Source organism: Corynebacterium sp. HMSC071F07 (assembly GCF_001810285.1).
GTDB classification, from domain to species: Bacteria; Actinomycetota; Actinomycetes; order Mycobacteriales; family Mycobacteriaceae; genus Corynebacterium; species Corynebacterium simulans.
The window spans coordinates 137,357-154,058 of the sequence record NZ_KV800712.1; the positions used below are offsets into that span (position 1 = coordinate 137,357).

A 16,702-nucleotide genomic window follows, 5' to 3' on the forward strand; every position below is an offset into this window, starting at 1 on the left:
ATTTATGATTTGTTGACTCTGTGTGTCTAACTCTGTGCGTCTAACTCGGCGAATTGAGCACGTACTCAATTAAGACATCATCACCCAAGACCTTGGTGGCACTGCGGCGGAAACGCTTAGCGTCGCTCAAGGTCTGGGCCACCGGATGCGCCAATACGCCACGGCCTTCGCCCAAAAGAACCGGGGCAATATAAGCCTGCACTGCATCGACGTAGCCTGCGTTGAGAAAAGAGCTAGCAAGACCTGCCCCGCCTTCCACCAAAATATCGCGTGCGCCATCCGCATAGAGCTCGCACAAGGCTTGGTCGATGTCCTCAAACTGCAGGTAGCCGAGCTCGCGCAAGTTGCTGGCCGCCGCGCCCGCGTCCTCCAAGTTGCGGCGACCAATCACCACGCGGCGCGGCTGCTGCTCAAAAAGGCTGCCGTCTGGGCGGCGGGCGGTAAGCGACGGGTTATCGGCCAAAGCCGTGCCCGTGCCGATCAAGATAGCGTCGCGTTGTGAGCGGTCAACGTGCACCCAGGCGCGGGCATGCTCGCCAGTAATCCACTGGCTGGTGCCGTCTACTGCGGCGGTGAACCCGTCGAGGGTCTGCGCAAATTTGAGGGTGACGTGTGGCCTGCCCATTTCGATGGCACGCAACCACGGCAAGAGCGCGTCGGGAACATCCTTGTCAACGGGTGCCGCAACCTGTGCAACTTCAATCCCAGCTGCTTGCAGGGTGCTCGCTCCCCCGGCTGCTTCCTGGTTTGGATCGCCATGCAGGAAAAAGACCCGCGAAACCCCAGCATCAATAAGCGCCTGCGCGCACGGACCGGTGCGCCCGGTGTGGTTACACGGTTCAAGGGTGACCACCGCAGTGCCATTGCGCGCAGCCTCCCCAGCTTCGTTGAGAGCCATTACTTCCGCGTGCGCACCTCCTGCCGGCTGGGTGGCACCAGTACCAACCAATTCGCCCTGAGCATCTAAAATGACGGCACCCACAGGCGGATTGGGGCTAGTGGTACCGCGGACAGACTGGCCAGCCTCCATTGCACGCAGCAGGGCCGCTTCTAAATCAAGCTTCATGAAAATTCTTTCAGGCTTTTGCGAGCTTCGATTCAAAGCTCTATTCACGGTCTTCTACAGGGTGGCCAGCTCGCGCAATTCCGCGACTGCGCCAGCTTTATCCTCCTGCTTATAAATTGCAGAGCCGGCAACGAAAGCATGGCAGCCAGCCATTGCTGATTCACGGATGGTCTCCGCCGAAATGCCACCGTCGATCTCGATGAGAGTTGCAAGCCCTTCATCATCAATAACTGCACGCAAAGCACGCACCTTATCCAGCATCTCCGGCATAAACTTCTGGCCGCCAAAGCCCGGCTCCACGGACATCACGAGCACCAAATCAAAGCTAGCGAGCTTGTCCAACCACGGCTCGATTGCGGTATCCGGCTTGACCGAGATACCTGCGCGCACGCCCAGCCCCCGAATCTTTTCCGCCAAGGCGAGGCTGGCCGCCACATCCGCAACAGCTTCCGCGTGGAAAATGATGCAATCGGCGCCGGCTGCAGCATAGGTCTCCACCCATTTTTCTGGCTCCTCAATCATCAGATGCACATCAAGCACCTGGTCCGTGACTGCGTCAACGGTCTTTGTGATGTCTGGGCCAAAGGAAAGGTTGGGGACGAAGTGTCCATCCATGATGTCGACGTGGATCCAATCAGCGTTGGATACGGCGCGCACTTCTTCGCCCAAGCAGGAGAAGTCAGCGGCGAGGATGGATGGGGAAATAATCGGAGCGGACATGCCCCATAGTCTAGACCTAACCTGCGACGCCTCGCCGCGAAACCGGCTCGGCGCCTAGTTCGTGCGCCGCAAAGCTGCGAAGAACATCGCATCCGTGCCATGACGGTGCGGCCACATCTGGACCGACTTGTGGCGGCCCACATCCCCCATGTCTGGAATTAGCGTATGCGCGTCGAGTTCCTCTGCGCCCAGCTTGGCGACGGCGCGGTCCACAATATCGCGCGTTTCCCTAAGGTCTGGCGAACAGGTGGAATAAACCACCACGCCGCCAGGACGGACGAGCCGCAGCGCGGATTCGAGCAGCTCAAATTGCAGCTCATTGAGGTCAGCAATGTCGCTTTCAGCCTTCCGCCAACGAGCCTCCGGACGGCGGCGCAAAGCACCCAGGCCGGAGCACGGGGCGTCGACCAGCACGCGATCGAAGCCCGGCTCCAGGCCAGGTTCGCGGCCATCCCCCACGTGCACGCGCACCGGGAGATCCGCCACGGTCTTTTTGATGAGCTCCGCACGGTGCGGTGAGACCTCGACTGCATCAACGGTGGCCTGCTCAATACGCGCCAGCGCACCCATCAGCGCCGCCTTACCGCCAGGGCCGGCGCACAGATCCAGCCAGCGTCCGGAATCCTCCCCTTCCAGCGGCGCCTCCGCAACGGCGCGGGCGATAAGCTGCGAACCCTCGTCCTGCACTGCGGCAAGTCCTTGCTTGACCGGCTCCAGATCGCCTGGATCACCGGCAGACATGTACACCGCATAAGGCGAGTACTTGCCCTCCTCGTTGCCGGTCATAAGGGCCAGCTCCTCCGCACTGATCTCACCAGGACGTGCCACCAAGTGCACGATCGGGCGCTGCGAATCCCCCTCCAAGGCGGCCTCCAGCTCGCCCAAGCCGACGACGCGGGCGAAGGATTCCGCAATCCAGGTCGGGTGCGCATGCTTGAAGGCAAGCGCTGCTACCTCACCACTCGGCGCGAGCTTGTCCAGCCACTTCTCGGAAGGCGTGCGCGTTACCGTACGCATAATGCCATTGGCAAAGCCCTTCGCCTTCTCGAAGCCGGCGGCCTCCACCAAGCGCACGGTGGTATCAACCGCAGCGTGAGCCTCAACGCGGGTGAAAAGCACCTGATAGGTACCCAGACGCAATGCGTCGAGCACCTCTGGTGCGATGGCATCGAGCCCACGGGAAGAGCACTTTTCGATGACGGCATCGAGCACGCCCTCACTGCGTAACGCCCCGTAGGTCAGCTCGGTGCAGAAAGCTGCGTCCCGGGCCTCCAACTTGTGTACGCGCAGCGCCTTCGGCAGGGTGAGATTCGCAAAAGCATCATCACTGTGCACGCGGCGCAGTACCTCGTAGGCAACCGCGCGCGGGACATCGATGCCCGCGCGGCGCGCTGCTTTCACGAAGGAAGGGTTCTCCTTCCTGCCGCGCGCATTGTTGCGCACCGGCCGCCTATTACCTTTATTAGGTTTGCCAGACTGACCGCGCCCCTTATTCTGGGACGTTTCCTTAGGCTTGTCTCCAGACTTGGAACGAGAACGGAATCCGCCGCTCATGAAAACCTCACTTCTTTAGCGCCGCCAAGACCGCGTGCCCAGTCTGCAGCGTTCATCATCTTCTTTCCTGGGGGTTGCAGGCGATCAAGCTTGACAATCCCCTCGCCCGTTCCAACGTATACGGCCTTCTTCGTGATGTGCGCCTGACCTGGTTCGAGCGCGACGTCGGCAAGCGCCGCGCCAGACTCAGCTTCCTCGACAAGGCTTATTTGTGAAAGCTTCACGCGCTGAGAATCCAGCAGCGTCCAAGCGCCTGGCCCCGGAGTATGCGCGCGGATGTGGCGATCCACCACGGTAGCCGGTGCCGTCCAGTCCACTTGCGCGTCCTCCACCGCAATCTTGGAGGCGTACGTGGCCTCGCCCTCCTGCGGGCGCGGTGTGATGCTGCCGGCTGCCAAACCGTCCATTGTCTCAACCAGCAGATCTGCCCCCTTAAAAGCCAGGCGGGTCAGCAAGTCATCGGCAGTGTCGGTCTCCGAGATATCTGACTCCACGACTCCGAGAATCTCACCGGTATCGAGGCCTTCATCGATGCGGAAGGTGGTAGCGCCCGTGCGCTCATCGCCTGCCGCAATCGCTGCCTGGACCGGCGCCGCCCCTCGCCATGCCGGGAGCAAAGAAAAGTGCAGGTTTACCCAACCGTGCTCGGGTACATCCAGCAGGTCCGGTGTAATCAGATTGCCATACGCCACCACCGGAATCGCAGCCGGTTCGAGCTCATGCAGGCGCTCACGCAGCGCCTTTCCATCCTCGGTATCCGGCTTCAGCGAGGTAGGAGTTAACACCTCTATGCCGTGCTTTTGCGCCAGCTCTTTCACCGGGCTCGGATGCAGACTGCGCCCACGCCCCTTGCGAGCATCCGGCCGGGTAAGTACGGCGACGACTTCGTGTTCAGAGGCAATCAGCTTTTCCAGTGCCACGACCGCGGGTTCCGGCGTTCCAGCGAAGATGATTCTCATGCTGTGGCGTCTCCTTTATAAGTATGCTTTGAAAAATACTAGGTAGTTTTTTAAGAATTAAACCAGTCAGAATTGCGGATTACCTGCATGGCCTGCTTGCGCTTTTCCTTAGTCAACCGGTCCAGGAACAACACGCCATCGAGATGATCGGTCTCGTGTTGGATACAGCGCGCCATGAGCCCGGAGGCGACCATAGAAATGGCGTTACCACGGATATCGCGGCCGCTTAAAACCACGGTTTCGTAACGCTCCGTATTTTCAGAAATCCCAGGGATGGAAAGACAGCCCTCAGGGCCATCCTGCTTCGCCTGTCCGATGGGCTCCCACACGGGATTGATGATTGCGCCACGCAAACCCGTTTGCACGTGCGAGCAATCGTAGACAAAGATGCGCTTGGTCAAGCCAATCTGATTCGCCGCAAGTCCTACTCCGCCTGCCTCGTCCATAGTCTCCAGCATGTCAGCCGCTAGCGCTGCAAGTGAAGCATCGAATTTCTCAATCTCCACCGCACGGGAGGTGAGAACTGGGTCGCCGTACATGCGGATTGCTCTTAGTGCCATTTAATAGGAGCCTTCCTCGCCTCATCCACGTTGATTCTTCTTTTATTTGCTGCCCTCGACAATAGTGGAACAATCCCCCGGCACCGCCTAACGGGGTATGGAAGGACTAGCCGATGTGGATGGGATCGACTTGGATGCGCAAAGGAAGCTCGTCCTTGCGCGCGCTGCGGGCGGCATTGGCCTTACGCAAGGCGTTGCCCAATTGGGCACGCGGGCCCAACGGGGTCCTAATCAGTACGCGTTGCGGCGGCCCAAATCGCTGCTCGTCATATTCGCCGGGCAGGCTCAGCCCCGGTGGCAACGGTACGGGTCCCAAAACCTCCACGTTTTCCGGTAGCTCCGCAATAGACATGAAGTGATCCAGGCTGGCATCGGCACCATCGACCGCAGCCATGTGCACTGCTGGCGGGAAACGCACTTCCCGACGCCCCGCCAGCTCACGGCGTGCGGCACCAACCATGTCCCAATTCAGCAAGGACTGAATGACCGGCAGTTCACCGTCAGCGGCGATGACCACTTCACCGCCCTTGTTGTGCGAACAGACCAAGGTAGCTGCAGACGCCCACTTAGAGAGAGCTTCCTCCGTGGCGCGCAGATCCTGGCGGTTGAGCAGCGTGCCTGCATCCAACAGCAAAGCTGCGCCGTAGTACCCGCCGTGGGCGACGGCCGGTTCTACGCCCGGCGTTGCGATGACCAGTGCCGCCTCATCTGCGACCTCGTCTACGACCTTGTTGCCGCCCGAGACAACGATGCGGGTACTCGGAAACGCCCGTCCCAACTCTTCCGCCGTGCGCTCAGAGCCCAGTACGATAGCCCGCAGCCGCGGCGAGCCGCATTCGACACAGCGGAATTTCGACTCGATGCGGCCACACCACCGACACGTGGGCAAGGAGGCATGGTGCGTATCTCCCCCGCGTCTATCGGCGGCAAGGCCCAAGGGGCCGTTACAGTGGCGGCAGCGCGCGGGGGCTCGGCAATTGCCGCAAGCCAGAATTGGTGCGTAGCCCTTCCGCGGGACCTGCACGAGCACCGGCTGCGCACGGTCCAGCGCACGCTTCGCAGCTTGGAAGGCAGGCCCTGTAACCGAGGTGGTTCCGCCCTGCAGATCACGCGCAACCTGCAGGCCAAACGCCCCTACCGCAGTCATTGCAGGACGCCGTGTTTCCAACGTGGATTCACTAGCGAGCAGGTCATGCGCCCACCCAGATTCGACCAGCAGCTGTGTCTCTGCGCTGCGGGCATGCCCCGCCAGAATCAGACTGCAGCCTTCCTTAGCTGAGCGCGTGGTCAGCACCTCGCGGGTGTGGACATAGGGTTTTAGGTTATCTACGAGGTTGTCGTTGCCATCATCAAAAATGAACGCCAGGCGTAGGTTCTGTACCGGCGCAAAGGCCGCCGAGCGGGTACCCAACACAATGCGCGCCTGCCCCACCAAAGCGGAAAGATATCGGCGGTAGCGTGCCTGCGGACCCGTGGCATTGCCCAAGACGGTGATCTGCTTGGCTGCGACCACTTTTCGCAAAGCCTTTTCCAGCTTGTCGACGCCGCGTTGGTCCGGCACCACGAGCAAGACTCCGCCGCCGTCGAGTGCCACTTTTGCGGCCAATGCCGCGACGGCACTCGCCCAGTCATCGCCCGGCGCAATCTGCCATGCGGCGCGGGCCAGCCCACCGGCCAATACCGAGTCCACAAAGGACTCACCATGCTGATATGCCGACCACCCCGAAAGATCTGGTTCTTGTGCCTCGCCCATCTCCTCCCACGGGGTGGCGAGATCGGATTCTTCTGCCTTGGCATGCCGCGGCGGAATCGCGGAGCGAATAATGTCTGAGCGCACCGCCCCATAGCGGGCCGCGAGCGACTCGATGAGTTCGGCAAGCTCAGCTGAGTAGACCGCATAAGGCGAAATCACGCGGTCCAGATAGCGCAGCTGGCCGTCGAACTCGCTGTCATTGCGGCGCTCCAAAACGATGGCGTCTGTCAGCCGCCCATTGAAGCGGATGCGCACGCGCACGCCGGGCTTAGCAGCAGCCGACTGCGATTCGTCGACGCGATAATCGAAGCCGCGGTCTAGGTGGGCGACGCCCAATAAAGGCAACACCCGCGCGACCGGTTTATGGGCGGCGGGTGTTCTAGCTGGCATAGGCTCTGATACTACAGGCCGGCAGCCTCACGCAGTGCGACGGCACGGTCGGTGGACTCCCATGGCAGCTCAATGTCGGTGCGGCCGAAGTGGCCGTAGGCTGCGGTCTGGCGGTAGATGGGACGCAGCAAGTCGAGATCGCGGATGATAGCGGCCGGGCGCAAATCGAAGACCTTGTTGACGGCGGCCTGAATCGTGGCGTCGTCAAGCCCGTGTTTCGCAGTGCCAAAGGTCTCGACGTACAGGCCCACCGGCTTCGCACGGCCGATGGCGTAGGCGACCTGGACCTCAGCCTTGTCAGCCAAATCCGCAGCGACGATGTTCTTAGCTACCCAGCGCATGGCGTAGGCCGCAGAGCGGTCCACCTTGCTCGGGTCCTTGCCGGAGAACGCGCCACCGCCGTGGCGAGCCATGCCGCCGTAGGTATCGACGATGATCTTGCGGCCGGTAAGGCCAGCATCGCCCATCGGGCCACCCAAGATGAAGGAGCCGGAAGGGTTGACCAGCAGCGTGGTGTCCTCGCCGTAGAAGTGCTCGAGCTTGGCGTCCTTGATAACCCATTCCACGACGTGCTCGCGCAGTTGCTCCATGAGCCACTCCTGGGAAACCTCGGGATCGTGCTGGGTGGAGATAACCACGGTGTCCAGGTGGGAAGGTCGGTTATCGTCGGTGTAGGCGAAGGTCACCTGGGTCTTGCCGTCTGGGCGCAGGTGATCGACGATGCCCTGCTTGCGAACCTCGGTCAAGCGGCGCGAAAGGCGATGTGCCAGTGCGATAGGCAACGGCATGAACTCATCGGTCTCGTTGGTGGCGTAGCCGAACATCAGGCCTTGGTCACCGGCACCGGCGGTATCATTTTCCTCGTCGTAGTCATCGGAACGGTCACGAGCCTCCGTAGAGGTATCGACGCCAGCGCCAATTTCCTGGGACTGCTCGCCGATGGCGACGTTAACGCCACAGGTGTGGCCGTCGAATCCGACGTCGGAGGAAGTAAAACCGATGTCCGTCAAGGTCTTGCGGACCAACTGCGGGATTTCTACGTAGCCGGTGGTGCGAACCTCACCGACAACGTGAACCTGGCCGGTGGTCACGAGGGTTTCCACTGCCACGCGCGCCTTCGGATCCTTTTCCAACAGCGCATCCAAATGGTGTCGGAGATAGCGTCGCAGATCTTGTCCGGGTGGCCCTCAGTCACGGATTCGCTGGTGAACAAACGGGTAGCCGGTGCAGGGTTTAAAGTCACAGATATTCCTTAGTGCAGACAGAAAAGCTTAACTAGCGAAAGCTCTTTTAGCGTTCGATGCATGGTTCTGGCCCCAAGCTTTAACAACTAGCCAGCATAGACCAAGCGGTCTATTAAATCAATTAGGCCTTGGCCTAGTTGCTCATTATCTCTTGTACTGCGTCGAGGATTTGGGACGCGACCACATGCTTTGAGCCGTGAGCAACCACTTGTGGCGCCGCATCGCGGCTTAAAATCCAGCCCTCGCTATCGGACTGCCCAAAAACCTTACCCTCGCCAACCTCGTTGGCCATCAAGAGGTCACAGCCCTTCTTTAAAAACTTTTCCTTGGCAAAATCGAGCGCGGAATGGGTGGCATCGCCGGTCTCCGCGGCAAAGCCCACGACGACGGCATTGGGGTTAAGCTCGCCTGCATCACGCTTGGCGACGATCCCTTTGAGCACATCAGGGTTCTCCACTAGCTGAATGCTAGAAAGCTCGGCATCTGCCTGGCCTTTCTTCATCTTTGACTCTGCAATGTGTGCCGGGCGGTAATCGGCCACGGCAGCGGCCATGATGACCACGTCCGCATCGCGCGCTTCCTCCTCCATCGCCGCCTGTAGCTCCGCCGTCGAAACAACGTTGCGAACCTTTGCCCCAGACGGAACAGGCAGCTTCTCCGTGTTACCGGCGACGAGGGTGACGTTCGCGCCGCGTTGTGCGGCAATCTCGGCAAGTGCGAAGCCTTGCCGGCCGGAGGAACGGTTACCCAAGTAACGCACCGGGTCAAGGTTCTCCTGCGTACCGCCTGCAGAAATAACGACATTCTTGCCTGCAAGCCCCTGGCCCATGCGGTAGCCCGCCAACTCGGTGCGCACGAGCTCGGCAATCTGCTCTGGCTCGGGCAAACGCCCCGGGCCCGAATCGCGGCCGGTTAGGCGGCCGTGTGCTGGCTCCATCACGGTGATTCCGCGGCGCCGCAAGGTGGCAACGTTATCCACCGTGGCCGGGTTCTGCCACATCTCGGTGTGCATTGCAGGGACAACGATGACAGGGCAGGTCGCCACCAGCACCGTGGCCGTCAGCAAGTCATCGGCACGGCCAGCGGCGATGCGGGAGATGACATCGGCCGTGGCGGGAGCTACAACAACGGCGTCTGCGTGCTGACCAATATTGACGTGCTGGACTGAATCCACATCATCGAAAACCGAGGTGCTCACGGGGCTGCCTGAAAGCGCCTCAAAGGTAGCCGCGCCCACGAACTGCAGTGCCGCTTGAGTTGGCACAACGCGGACGCTATCTCCGTGCTCTTTGAAGTCGCGGACTAAATGGCAAGCCTTGTATGCGGCGATACCACCGGCTACACCCACCACGATATTGCGCGGCCGAGCGGATGTTTCTGATGCAGTAGAAGGCGCGGAAGAAGATGCAGAAGAATGAAGGTTCGCTTGATTCACCCGGCCAATTCTACAGCCCGGAAACTTTTCGGCCGCAAGACGCCAAAAGGCCCAGGCTCCCCCCGCCAAGATGGCGGCAGGACACCTGGGCCCGACAAAGCTTATTTGAAAGCTTTTACTTTCCTTCCTCGTGATCGAGGAGACCAGCTTCAATCTCACGCAGAGCGATGGAAAGCGGCTTCTCGCCCGCCTCAGGGGTTACCAGAGGACCGACAAACTCGAAGACACCCTCATCCTGCTCTTGGTAGTAGCTGTTGATCTGACGCGCGCGCTTAGCGGCGAAGATCACCAGAGCGTACTTGGACGAGACCTTATCGAGGAGCTCGTCGATCGGCGGAGCAGTAATGCCCACTGGCGGATCGAACACTGGCTCTGGCTTCGGGGCCTCAGCATTAGCAGGGGTGGTCACGTTAGTCACATGCACCTTTACTTCACTTGGAAATGGTCAAAATCTAGTTCTATCCCTGCAGGATAGCACTAATAGCTGCCACGGCGTCATCAAGATTCTCATTGACAACGACGTGCTCGAACTCGTCTTGTGCGGCAAGTTCAGCGTGTGCGGTCTTAAGCCTACGGTCGATGACGTCCTGCGGCTCGGTGCCACGGCCGGTCAGGCGCTCAACGAGCACCTCCCATGACGGCGGTGCCAAGAACACGGTTTTAGCTTCCGGCAGGGCGGCCTTGACGTTGCGAGCGCCTTCCAGGTCCACCTCTACGAGGACGGGGCGGCCTGCCTCCATTGCTTCCTTTACGGGCTGTGCAGGAGTGCCGGAGCGCTGGAGCCCGCCATGAATATCTGCCCATTCGAGCATTTCACCGGCGTCAATGCGCTGCTGGAAAGCTTCAGGAGTAACGAAGAAATAGTCAACCCCGTCCTGCTCACCAGGTCGGGGTTGACGCGTCGTCATTGAGACGCTGAAGTACAGCTGATCGACGTCATCGCGCAGACGCGAAACCACAGTGGACTTACCCACAGCGGAAGGCCCAGCCAGAACGACCAGGTTACCGCGTGCAGTTGCGTCAGACATCGCGAATCTTATTCGCCGTAGCCGAAGCGCTCGAGCAGGGCACGGCGCTGACGATCGCCGAGGCCGCGCAGACGACGGGTCTGAGCAATCTCGAGATCTTCCATGATTTCCTTAGCCTTGACCTTGCCAACCTTCGGCAGAGCCTCGAGGAGAGCGGAGACCTTGGTCTTACCGATGATCTCGTCAGTCTCAGCCTTGTCCAGAACGTCCTTCAGGTTGGTTTCGCCGCGCTTCAGCGCAGCCTTGAGCTCGGCGCGAGCCTTGCGGGCCTCAGCGGCCTTTGCGAGAGCTTCCTTGCGCTGCTCATCAGTCAACTTTGGAAGGGCCACGGGTTTCCTCCGATTTCATTAGATTGATAATTTCCGTCCAGTAAGTCTTACCAGAATCCGGTCGCGATAACGGGAATCAAAATCCCGCAGTGCCGAGCAAAACGACTAAAATCACTAGTCACAGGCTCGGCGCGAACCGACTTCAGGCAATCCTAGCACTGGTGATTACGCGATGACATTATTTGGGTCCGTATTGTGCGGAATTCCTGCACGTCATCGCGGTGCGTTTCTCAAAATACCAGGTAAATGGCGGGCCTTATAATCGGCCGCGCCATAACCTTAAAAAGCGGTCTCTTCGGTAGCCTCTGCCAGGGCAGATTTCACTGCTTCACGCAGGTCAACAACCTGCGGGCCTGCGGAAAGAACCGAACGGGAAACGTTGGCGAAACCCAACTGCGGGGCCGCCGCAGTGATTACTTTCACGTCCTGCGCAGTAGCTCCTTGGGCGCCGACGCCCGGCAGCAAAACCGGGCCGTTCAGCTCGTCTAGGACAGGCGGCTGCGCAAGCGTGGCGCCGACTACGACGCCGACGTTGCCCGGACGTCCTGCGACTTTGTACGCGGCATTGAGCGCGGCGCATTGGTTGACCACGCCCTGCGCCAGCGTCACGCCTTCTTCGTCCATGATGGACTGAAACGCCACGGCCTCCGGGTTGGAAGTTGCAGCCAGAACGAAGACTCCCCTGCCCTTTTCTTCCGCCAGGTCGAACACCGGCTGGAGCGAACCGACTCCTAGATATGGAGAGACGGTCACTGCATCCGCGGACAACGGCGAATCATCGCTAAGCCATGCAGCAGCATAGCCGGCCATCGTGGAGCCGATGTCGCCACGCTTGGCGTCGGCAAGCGTCAAGCAACCTGCTTCACGCAAGTCCCGCAGGGTCTCTTCCAACACCGCAAAGCCCGCAGACCCAAAGCGCTCGAAGAAGGCCACCTGCGGCTTAACCATTGCGACGGTCTCGGCGAATGCCTCCACGCAGGTACGCGCGAATCTCCGTAGCCCATCGACGTCGTCGTTTAAGCCCCAAGCACGCAGCAGATGCGCATGCGGGTCGATGCCCACGCACAGCCTGCCGCGCTCGGCGCCGGCAGCGACGAGCCGCTCACCGAAGGCGCTAGTGCTTTGCGTCATGCTCAAGCTCCTGCAGTGCACGTACCTCAAGGTTGCCGATGCGCAGCGCCTCGATGCCCTGGACCGCAGCGGTAACGCCCTGGACGGTGGTAACAAGCGGAACGCCCACGGAAACAGCCGCCGCGCGGATGTCGTAGCCGTCGTGGCGCGCGTTGTCTGAACCAGCCGGGGTATTGAGGATGAGGTCGACCTTGCCGGCAAGAATCTGGTCAACGATGGACTCCTGGCCATCTGCTGCCTCGGAGACCTTGACCGCTACCTCGCACTCCACGCCGTTGCGGCGCAGCATCTGCGCGGTGCCTGCGGTAGCCACGATGTTGTAGCCCATGAAGGCCAGACGCTGGATTGGGAAGATGAGGGTGCGCTTGTCGCGGTTAGCCACGGAGACGAAGACCGTGCCCTCAGTCGGCAAGTGGCCGAAGGCAGCGATTTCGCCCTTGGCAAAAGCCGCGCCGAAGTTGCTTGCTAGGCCCATGACCTCGCCCGTGGACTTCATCTCTGGGGAGAGCAAGGTATCAAGCAGCGTGCCGTCTGGGCGGCGGAAGCGGTTGAAAGGCAGCACAGCTTCCTTGACCGCAATCGGGTGCTCCAGTGGCAAGGAACCACCATCGGCCTCGGTAGGCAGCATGCCTTCTGCACGCAGATTAGCGATGGACTCGCCCATCATGACGCGAGCTGCAGCCTTAGCCAGCGGCACGCCGGTGGCCTTGGAAACAAAAGGCACGGTGCGCGATGCGCGCGGGTTCGCCTCGATGACGTACAGCGTGTCATCCTTCAGCGCGTACTGCACGTTCATCAGGCCCTGTACACCGATGCCCTTAGCTAGCGCGCGGGTGGAGCGGCGAACATTATCGATGTCTTCAGGCCCCAGAGTCATCGGTGGCAGTGCACAGGAGGAGTCACCGGAGTGAATGCCGGCCTCCTCGATATGCTCCATCACGCCGGCCAAGTAGACCTCTTCGCCATCGCAGAGAGCATCCACGTCAATCTCGATTGCGTTGTCGAGGAAGCGGTCCACCAATACAGGGTGGTCGGAGGTGATTTCCGTTGCGCGGTCGATGTAGTCACGCAGGGAGTCCTCATCGTAGACAATCTCCATGCCACGGCCGCCGAGCACGTAGGAAGGACGAACCAGGACCGGGTAGCCGATGTCGCGGGCTACAGAACGTGCCTCCTCGAAGGAGGTTGCGGTGCCGAAATCTGGCGCTGGAAGCTTTGCTTCTGCCAGTACCTTGCCGAACTCGCCGCGGTCCTCAGCCAAGTCGATTGCCGCAGCGGAGGTACCGACGACTGGAACCCCAGCCTCGGTCAGGCGCTCTGCAAGGCCCAGCGGAGTCTGGCCGCCGAGCTGAACGATGACGCCGGCAACAGGGCCGGACTGCAACTCCGCGTGGTAGACCTCCATAACGTCCTCGAAGGTCAACGGCTCGAAGTACAGGCGGTCAGCGGTGTCATAGTCAGTTGAGACCGTCTCCGGGTTGCAGTTGACCATGACGGTCTCGTAGCCGCGCTCGGACAGCTCCAACGCTGCGTGGACGCAGGAGTAGTCGAACTCGATGCCCTGGCCAATACGGTTCGGGCCAGAGCCCAAAATGATGACCTTGCCCAACTTATCGGCAGGCATCGGCTTGACCTCGGACTCTGCGTCTGGGTCCAGCTCGTAGGAGCTGTAATGGTACGGGGTCTGCGCCTCGAACTCGCCAGCACAAGTATCGACCGTCTTGTAGACCGGGCGAATGCCCAGCGACCAGCGCAGGGATCGCACGCCATCTTCGCCAGCGAACTCGGTACGCAGGGCGGCAATCTGGGCGTCGGAAAGCCCGTAGAACTTCGCCTCACGCAACAGCTGCGCGTCCAGGACCGGTGCGTTCAGCAGCTCCTCGCGGAAGTCAACCAAGGCCTTGAGCTCAGCAAGGAACCATGGGTCGATCTGGGAGTGCTCGTAGAGCTGTTCGACGCTAGCGCCGAGGCGGAAAGCCAGTTCTACGTCGTACATGCGGCCCTCGGTCGGACGCTCTAGGTCCTTGAGCACTGCATCCAGGTCCGTCGCGCGATCGCCGGCGAAGTACTCATCCGGGCGGGTCCAGAAGCCGTGCTGCTTGGACTCCAGGGAGCGCATGACCTTGTTGAGACCGGCGATGTAGTTACGGCCGATGCCCATGGCCTCGCCGACGGACTTCATCGTGGTGGTCAGGGTGTCATCAGCGCCCGGGAACTTCTCAAAGGCAAAGCGTGGTGCCTTGACGATGACGTAGTCCAAGGTCGGCTCGAATGCCGCAGGGGTAACGCCGGTGATGTCGTTTTGTACTTCGTCAAGGGTGTAGCCGATTGCCAACTTGGCTGCCAACTTCGCGATTGGGAAGCCGGTGGCCTTGGAAGCCAGCGCGGAGGAACGAGACACACGCGGGTTCATCTCGATGACGATGATGCGGCCATCAACCGGGTTGACGGCGAACTGGATGTTGCAGCCGCCGGTGTCAACGCCGACCTCGCGAATAATCGCAATGCCGAGGTCACGCATCTTCTGGTACTCGCGGTCGGTCAAGGTCAGAGCCGGAGCAACGGTGACGGAATCACCGGTGTGCACGCCCAAGGCATCGACGTTTTCGATGGAGGCAATGACCACGACGTTATCGTCGCCGTCGCGCATGAGCTCCAGCTCGAATTCCTTCCAACCGAGGATGGATTCCTCGATGAGCACGTTTGCCTCGGGTGAAGCAGCTAGGCCGCCGCCTGCGATGCGGTCGAGATCTTCCTGGTTATAAGCCAGGCCAGAGCCCAAGCCGCCCATGGTGAAAGAAGGACGCACGACTACCGGCAGGCCGAGCTCTGCGACGGTCTCGTGCACCTCGTCCATGTTGTGGCACACGCGGGAACGCGCGGACTCGCCGCCGATGGACTCGACGATGTCCTTGAACTTCTGGCGGTCCTCACCACGCTCAATCGCCTCAATGTCGGCGCCGATGAGCTCGATGCCGTACTTGTCCAAGATGCCTGCGCGGTCCAACTGCACCGCAGCATTCAGTGCGGTTTGTCCGCCCAGGGTTGCAAGCACCGCATCAATCTTGTGGCCTTCTTGCTGTTCCTTAACAATGATCTTTTCGATGAACTCAGGGTCAATCGGCTCCACGTAGGTGTGGTCTGCGAATTCTGGGTCCGTCATGATGGTTGCCGGGTTGGAGTTGACCAGCGTGACACGCAGGCCTTCTTCCTTCAGCACGCGGCAAGCCTGGGTGCCGGAGTAGTCGAACTCGCAGGCCTGGCCGATAACAATTGGGCCAGAACCGATAACCAGGACGTGGTTTACATCGTTACGCTTTGGCATAAGTTTCTAATCCTCTTCCTGGTGCCTACTTGTTAGGGGTCTTTTCGGTCATCAGCTCAACGAACTGATCAAACAGCGGGTTTGCGTCATGCGGGCCCGCAGCGGACTCTGGGTGATACTGAACGGAGAAAGCCATTCCGTCCTTGAGCGCTACGCCCTCAATCGTGTTGTCGTTGAGACAGGTATGGGTGACGATGCCGCGGCCGAAGTCGGTATCGAATTCCTCGCCAGCCGGGTTCTCCTGGCCAGACGGACTAGCGATGGCAAAGCCATGGTTTTGCGCGGTGATGTCGATCTTGCCGGTCAAGACGTTGCGTACCGGTACGTTGATGCCACGGTGCCCGAACTTCATCTTGAAGGTGTCTAGGCCCAGCGCGCGGCCTAGAATCTGGTTGCCAAAGCAGATTCCGAAGAAGGGAATGCGGGCATCCAGGATGTCGCGGACGATGGCCACCATTTTGTCGGCGGTAGCTGGGTCACCAGGGCCATTAGAGACAAAGACGCCATCCGGGTTGTACTGCTTAATCTCAGCATAAGGGGTATTAGCCGGTACCACGATGGTCTCAATGCCGCGCTTGGCAAAGTTGCCCGGCGTAGCGGTCTTAACACCCATGTCGTAGGCCACGACGGTGAACTTCTTTTCGCCTTCTTCCGCCACGGTATATGGCTTTTCGGTAGCGACCTGCTCAGATAGATCCAGGCCCTCCATCGATGGCTGGCCCTTGACCTCCTCAAGCAGCTCCTCTACTGGGCGCTGCGCGTCCTCACCGGAGAACAAACCGGCGGCGATGGAGCCATAGTTGCGCAGGTGACGAACCAAGGTGCGGGTATCGATTCCGCGGATGCCGATGATGCCTTGGGCTTCCATCTCATCCGAAAGGGAACGCTCCGCGCGCCAGTTAGATACGCGCTGTGCGAGGTCACGAATAACCAGGCCGGCAACCCAAATCTGGTTGCCATGAGACTCGTTGTCTTCGTCGTTCCAGCCGGTGTTACCAATGTGCGGCGCTGCAGAAACGACGATCTGGCGGTGGTAGGAAGGGTCAGTCAAAGTTTCCTGGTAACCAGTCATTGCAGTGCTGAACACTGCCTCACCGAGGGTGGTGCCGGTGGCGCCAAAGCCGTATCCGCGGAAAGTGCGGCCATCAGCCAGCACGAGAATTGCCGGGATTCTTGCTGGTTTAGTCTCAGTCACAATGTGGCCTTTC

At 60.4% G+C, this 16,702-nt stretch carries 13 protein-coding genes and 1 pseudogene; all 14 read right to left on the reverse strand.

The window, feature by feature from the left end; translation table 11 throughout:
- Positions 1–40: 40 nt before the first annotated feature.
- The 14 genes and pseudogenes from ribD to carA all read right to left on the reverse strand — a co-directional run bounded on the left by ribD (position 41) and on the right by carA (position 16,692).
- Complete coding sequence (gene ribD / locus HMPREF2724_RS07440; protein WP_061922295.1) at positions 41–1,066, reverse strand: bifunctional diaminohydroxyphosphoribosylaminopyrimidine deaminase/5-amino-6-(5-phosphoribosylamino)uracil reductase RibD; 1,026 nt, start codon at positions 1,064–1,066, stop codon at positions 41–43.
- A 54-nt stretch (positions 1,067–1,120) separates the two neighbouring features.
- The gene (gene rpe, locus HMPREF2724_RS07445) at positions 1,121–1,786 is read right to left on the reverse strand and encodes a ribulose-phosphate 3-epimerase (RefSeq protein WP_061922292.1); all 666 of its coding nucleotides are present in this window, start codon (positions 1,784–1,786) and stop codon (positions 1,121–1,123) included.
- Positions 1,787–1,840: 54 nt separating this feature from the next.
- The gene (locus HMPREF2724_RS07450) at positions 1,841–3,340 is read right to left on the reverse strand and encodes an RsmB/NOP family class I SAM-dependent RNA methyltransferase (RefSeq protein WP_062040932.1); all 1,500 of its coding nucleotides are present in this window, start codon (positions 3,338–3,340) and stop codon (positions 1,841–1,843) included.
- Positions 3,337–4,299 (reverse strand): methionyl-tRNA formyltransferase, encoded by a 963-nt coding sequence (gene fmt, locus HMPREF2724_RS07455; protein ID WP_070588048.1) that lies wholly within the window; start codon positions 4,297–4,299, stop codon positions 3,337–3,339. The genes HMPREF2724_RS07450 and fmt overlap by 4 nt, the downstream gene beginning before the upstream one ends.
- 50 nt (positions 4,300–4,349) lie before the next feature.
- Positions 4,350–4,859, reverse strand: coding sequence for a peptide deformylase (gene def / locus HMPREF2724_RS07460; RefSeq protein WP_061922284.1), 510 nt, complete (start codon positions 4,857–4,859; stop codon positions 4,350–4,352).
- 106 nt (positions 4,860–4,965) lie between these two features.
- The gene (locus HMPREF2724_RS07465; RefSeq protein ID WP_070588051.1) at positions 4,966–7,002 is read right to left on the reverse strand and encodes a primosomal protein N'; all 2,037 of its coding nucleotides are present in this window, start codon (positions 7,000–7,002) and stop codon (positions 4,966–4,968) included.
- An 11-nt stretch (positions 7,003–7,013) separates the two neighbouring features.
- A pseudogene (metK, locus tag HMPREF2724_RS07470) lies at positions 7,014–8,245 on the reverse strand (methionine adenosyltransferase).
- Positions 8,246–8,379: 134 nt separating this feature from the next.
- Positions 8,380–9,597 carry a bifunctional phosphopantothenoylcysteine decarboxylase/phosphopantothenate--cysteine ligase CoaBC gene (gene coaBC, locus HMPREF2724_RS07475; protein WP_070455651.1) on the reverse strand — a complete coding sequence of 406 codons (1,218 nt, stop codon included), beginning with the start codon at positions 9,595–9,597 and terminating at the stop codon, positions 8,380–8,382.
- A 199-nt stretch (positions 9,598–9,796) separates the two neighbouring features.
- Positions 9,797–10,099, reverse strand: a complete 303-nt coding sequence (gene rpoZ, locus HMPREF2724_RS07480; RefSeq protein WP_061922276.1) for a DNA-directed RNA polymerase subunit omega — start codon at positions 10,097–10,099, stop codon at positions 9,797–9,799.
- A 40-nt stretch (positions 10,100–10,139) separates the two neighbouring features.
- The gene (gene gmk / locus HMPREF2724_RS07485; RefSeq protein ID WP_061922273.1) at positions 10,140–10,709 is read right to left on the reverse strand and encodes a guanylate kinase; all 570 of its coding nucleotides are present in this window, start codon (positions 10,707–10,709) and stop codon (positions 10,140–10,142) included.
- An 8-nt stretch (positions 10,710–10,717) separates the two neighbouring features.
- Positions 10,718–11,038: an integration host factor, actinobacterial type gene (gene mihF, locus HMPREF2724_RS07490; RefSeq protein WP_005531652.1), complete on the reverse strand. Its 321-nt coding sequence runs from the start codon at positions 11,036–11,038 to the stop codon at positions 10,718–10,720.
- A gap of 279 nt (positions 11,039–11,317) precedes the next feature.
- Positions 11,318–12,169, reverse strand: coding sequence for an orotidine-5'-phosphate decarboxylase (gene pyrF, locus HMPREF2724_RS07495; protein WP_070588053.1), 852 nt, complete (start codon positions 12,167–12,169; stop codon positions 11,318–11,320).
- On the reverse strand, positions 12,153–15,494 hold the full coding sequence (gene carB / locus HMPREF2724_RS07500; RefSeq protein WP_070588057.1) for a carbamoyl-phosphate synthase large subunit: 3,342 nt from the start codon (positions 15,492–15,494) through the stop codon (positions 12,153–12,155). Before carB ends, pyrF begins: the two co-directional genes overlap by 17 nt.
- A gap of 25 nt (positions 15,495–15,519) precedes the next feature.
- A complete protein-coding gene (carA, locus tag HMPREF2724_RS07505) occupies positions 15,520–16,692 on the reverse strand; it encodes a glutamine-hydrolyzing carbamoyl-phosphate synthase small subunit (protein ID WP_062035139.1) in 1,173 nt (390 codons plus the stop codon).
- Between the last annotated feature and the right edge of the window lie 10 nt (positions 16,693–16,702).

Excerpts from the sequence above, each read along its gene's own strand:
- ribD (WP_061922295.1), bottom strand. The coding sequence starts at position 1,066 with ATGAAGCTTGATTTAGAAGCGGCCCTGCTGCGTGCAATGGAGGCTGGC.
- rpe (WP_061922292.1), bottom strand. The coding sequence starts at position 1,786 with ATGTCCGCTCCGATTATTTCCCCATCCATCCTCGCCGCTGACTTCTCC.
- HMPREF2724_RS07450 (WP_062040932.1), bottom strand. The coding sequence starts at position 3,340 with ATGAGCGGCGGATTCCGTTCTCGTTCCAAGTCTGGAGACAAGCCTAAG.
- fmt (WP_070588048.1), bottom strand. The coding sequence starts at position 4,299 with ATGAGAATCATCTTCGCTGGAACGCCGGAACCCGCGGTCGTGGCACTG.
- def (WP_061922284.1), bottom strand. The coding sequence starts at position 4,859 with ATGGCACTAAGAGCAATCCGCATGTACGGCGACCCAGTTCTCACCTCC.
- HMPREF2724_RS07465 (WP_070588051.1), bottom strand. The coding sequence starts at position 7,002 with ATGCCAGCTAGAACACCCGCCGCCCATAAACCGGTCGCGCGGGTGTTG.
- gmk (WP_061922273.1), bottom strand. The coding sequence starts at position 10,709 with ATGTCTGACGCAACTGCACGCGGTAACCTGGTCGTTCTGGCTGGGCCT.
- pyrF (WP_070588053.1), bottom strand. The coding sequence starts at position 12,169 with ATGACGCAAAGCACTAGCGCCTTCGGTGAGCGGCTCGTCGCTGCCGGC.
- carB (WP_070588057.1), bottom strand. The coding sequence starts at position 15,494 with ATGCCAAAGCGTAACGATGTAAACCACGTCCTGGTTATCGGTTCTGGC.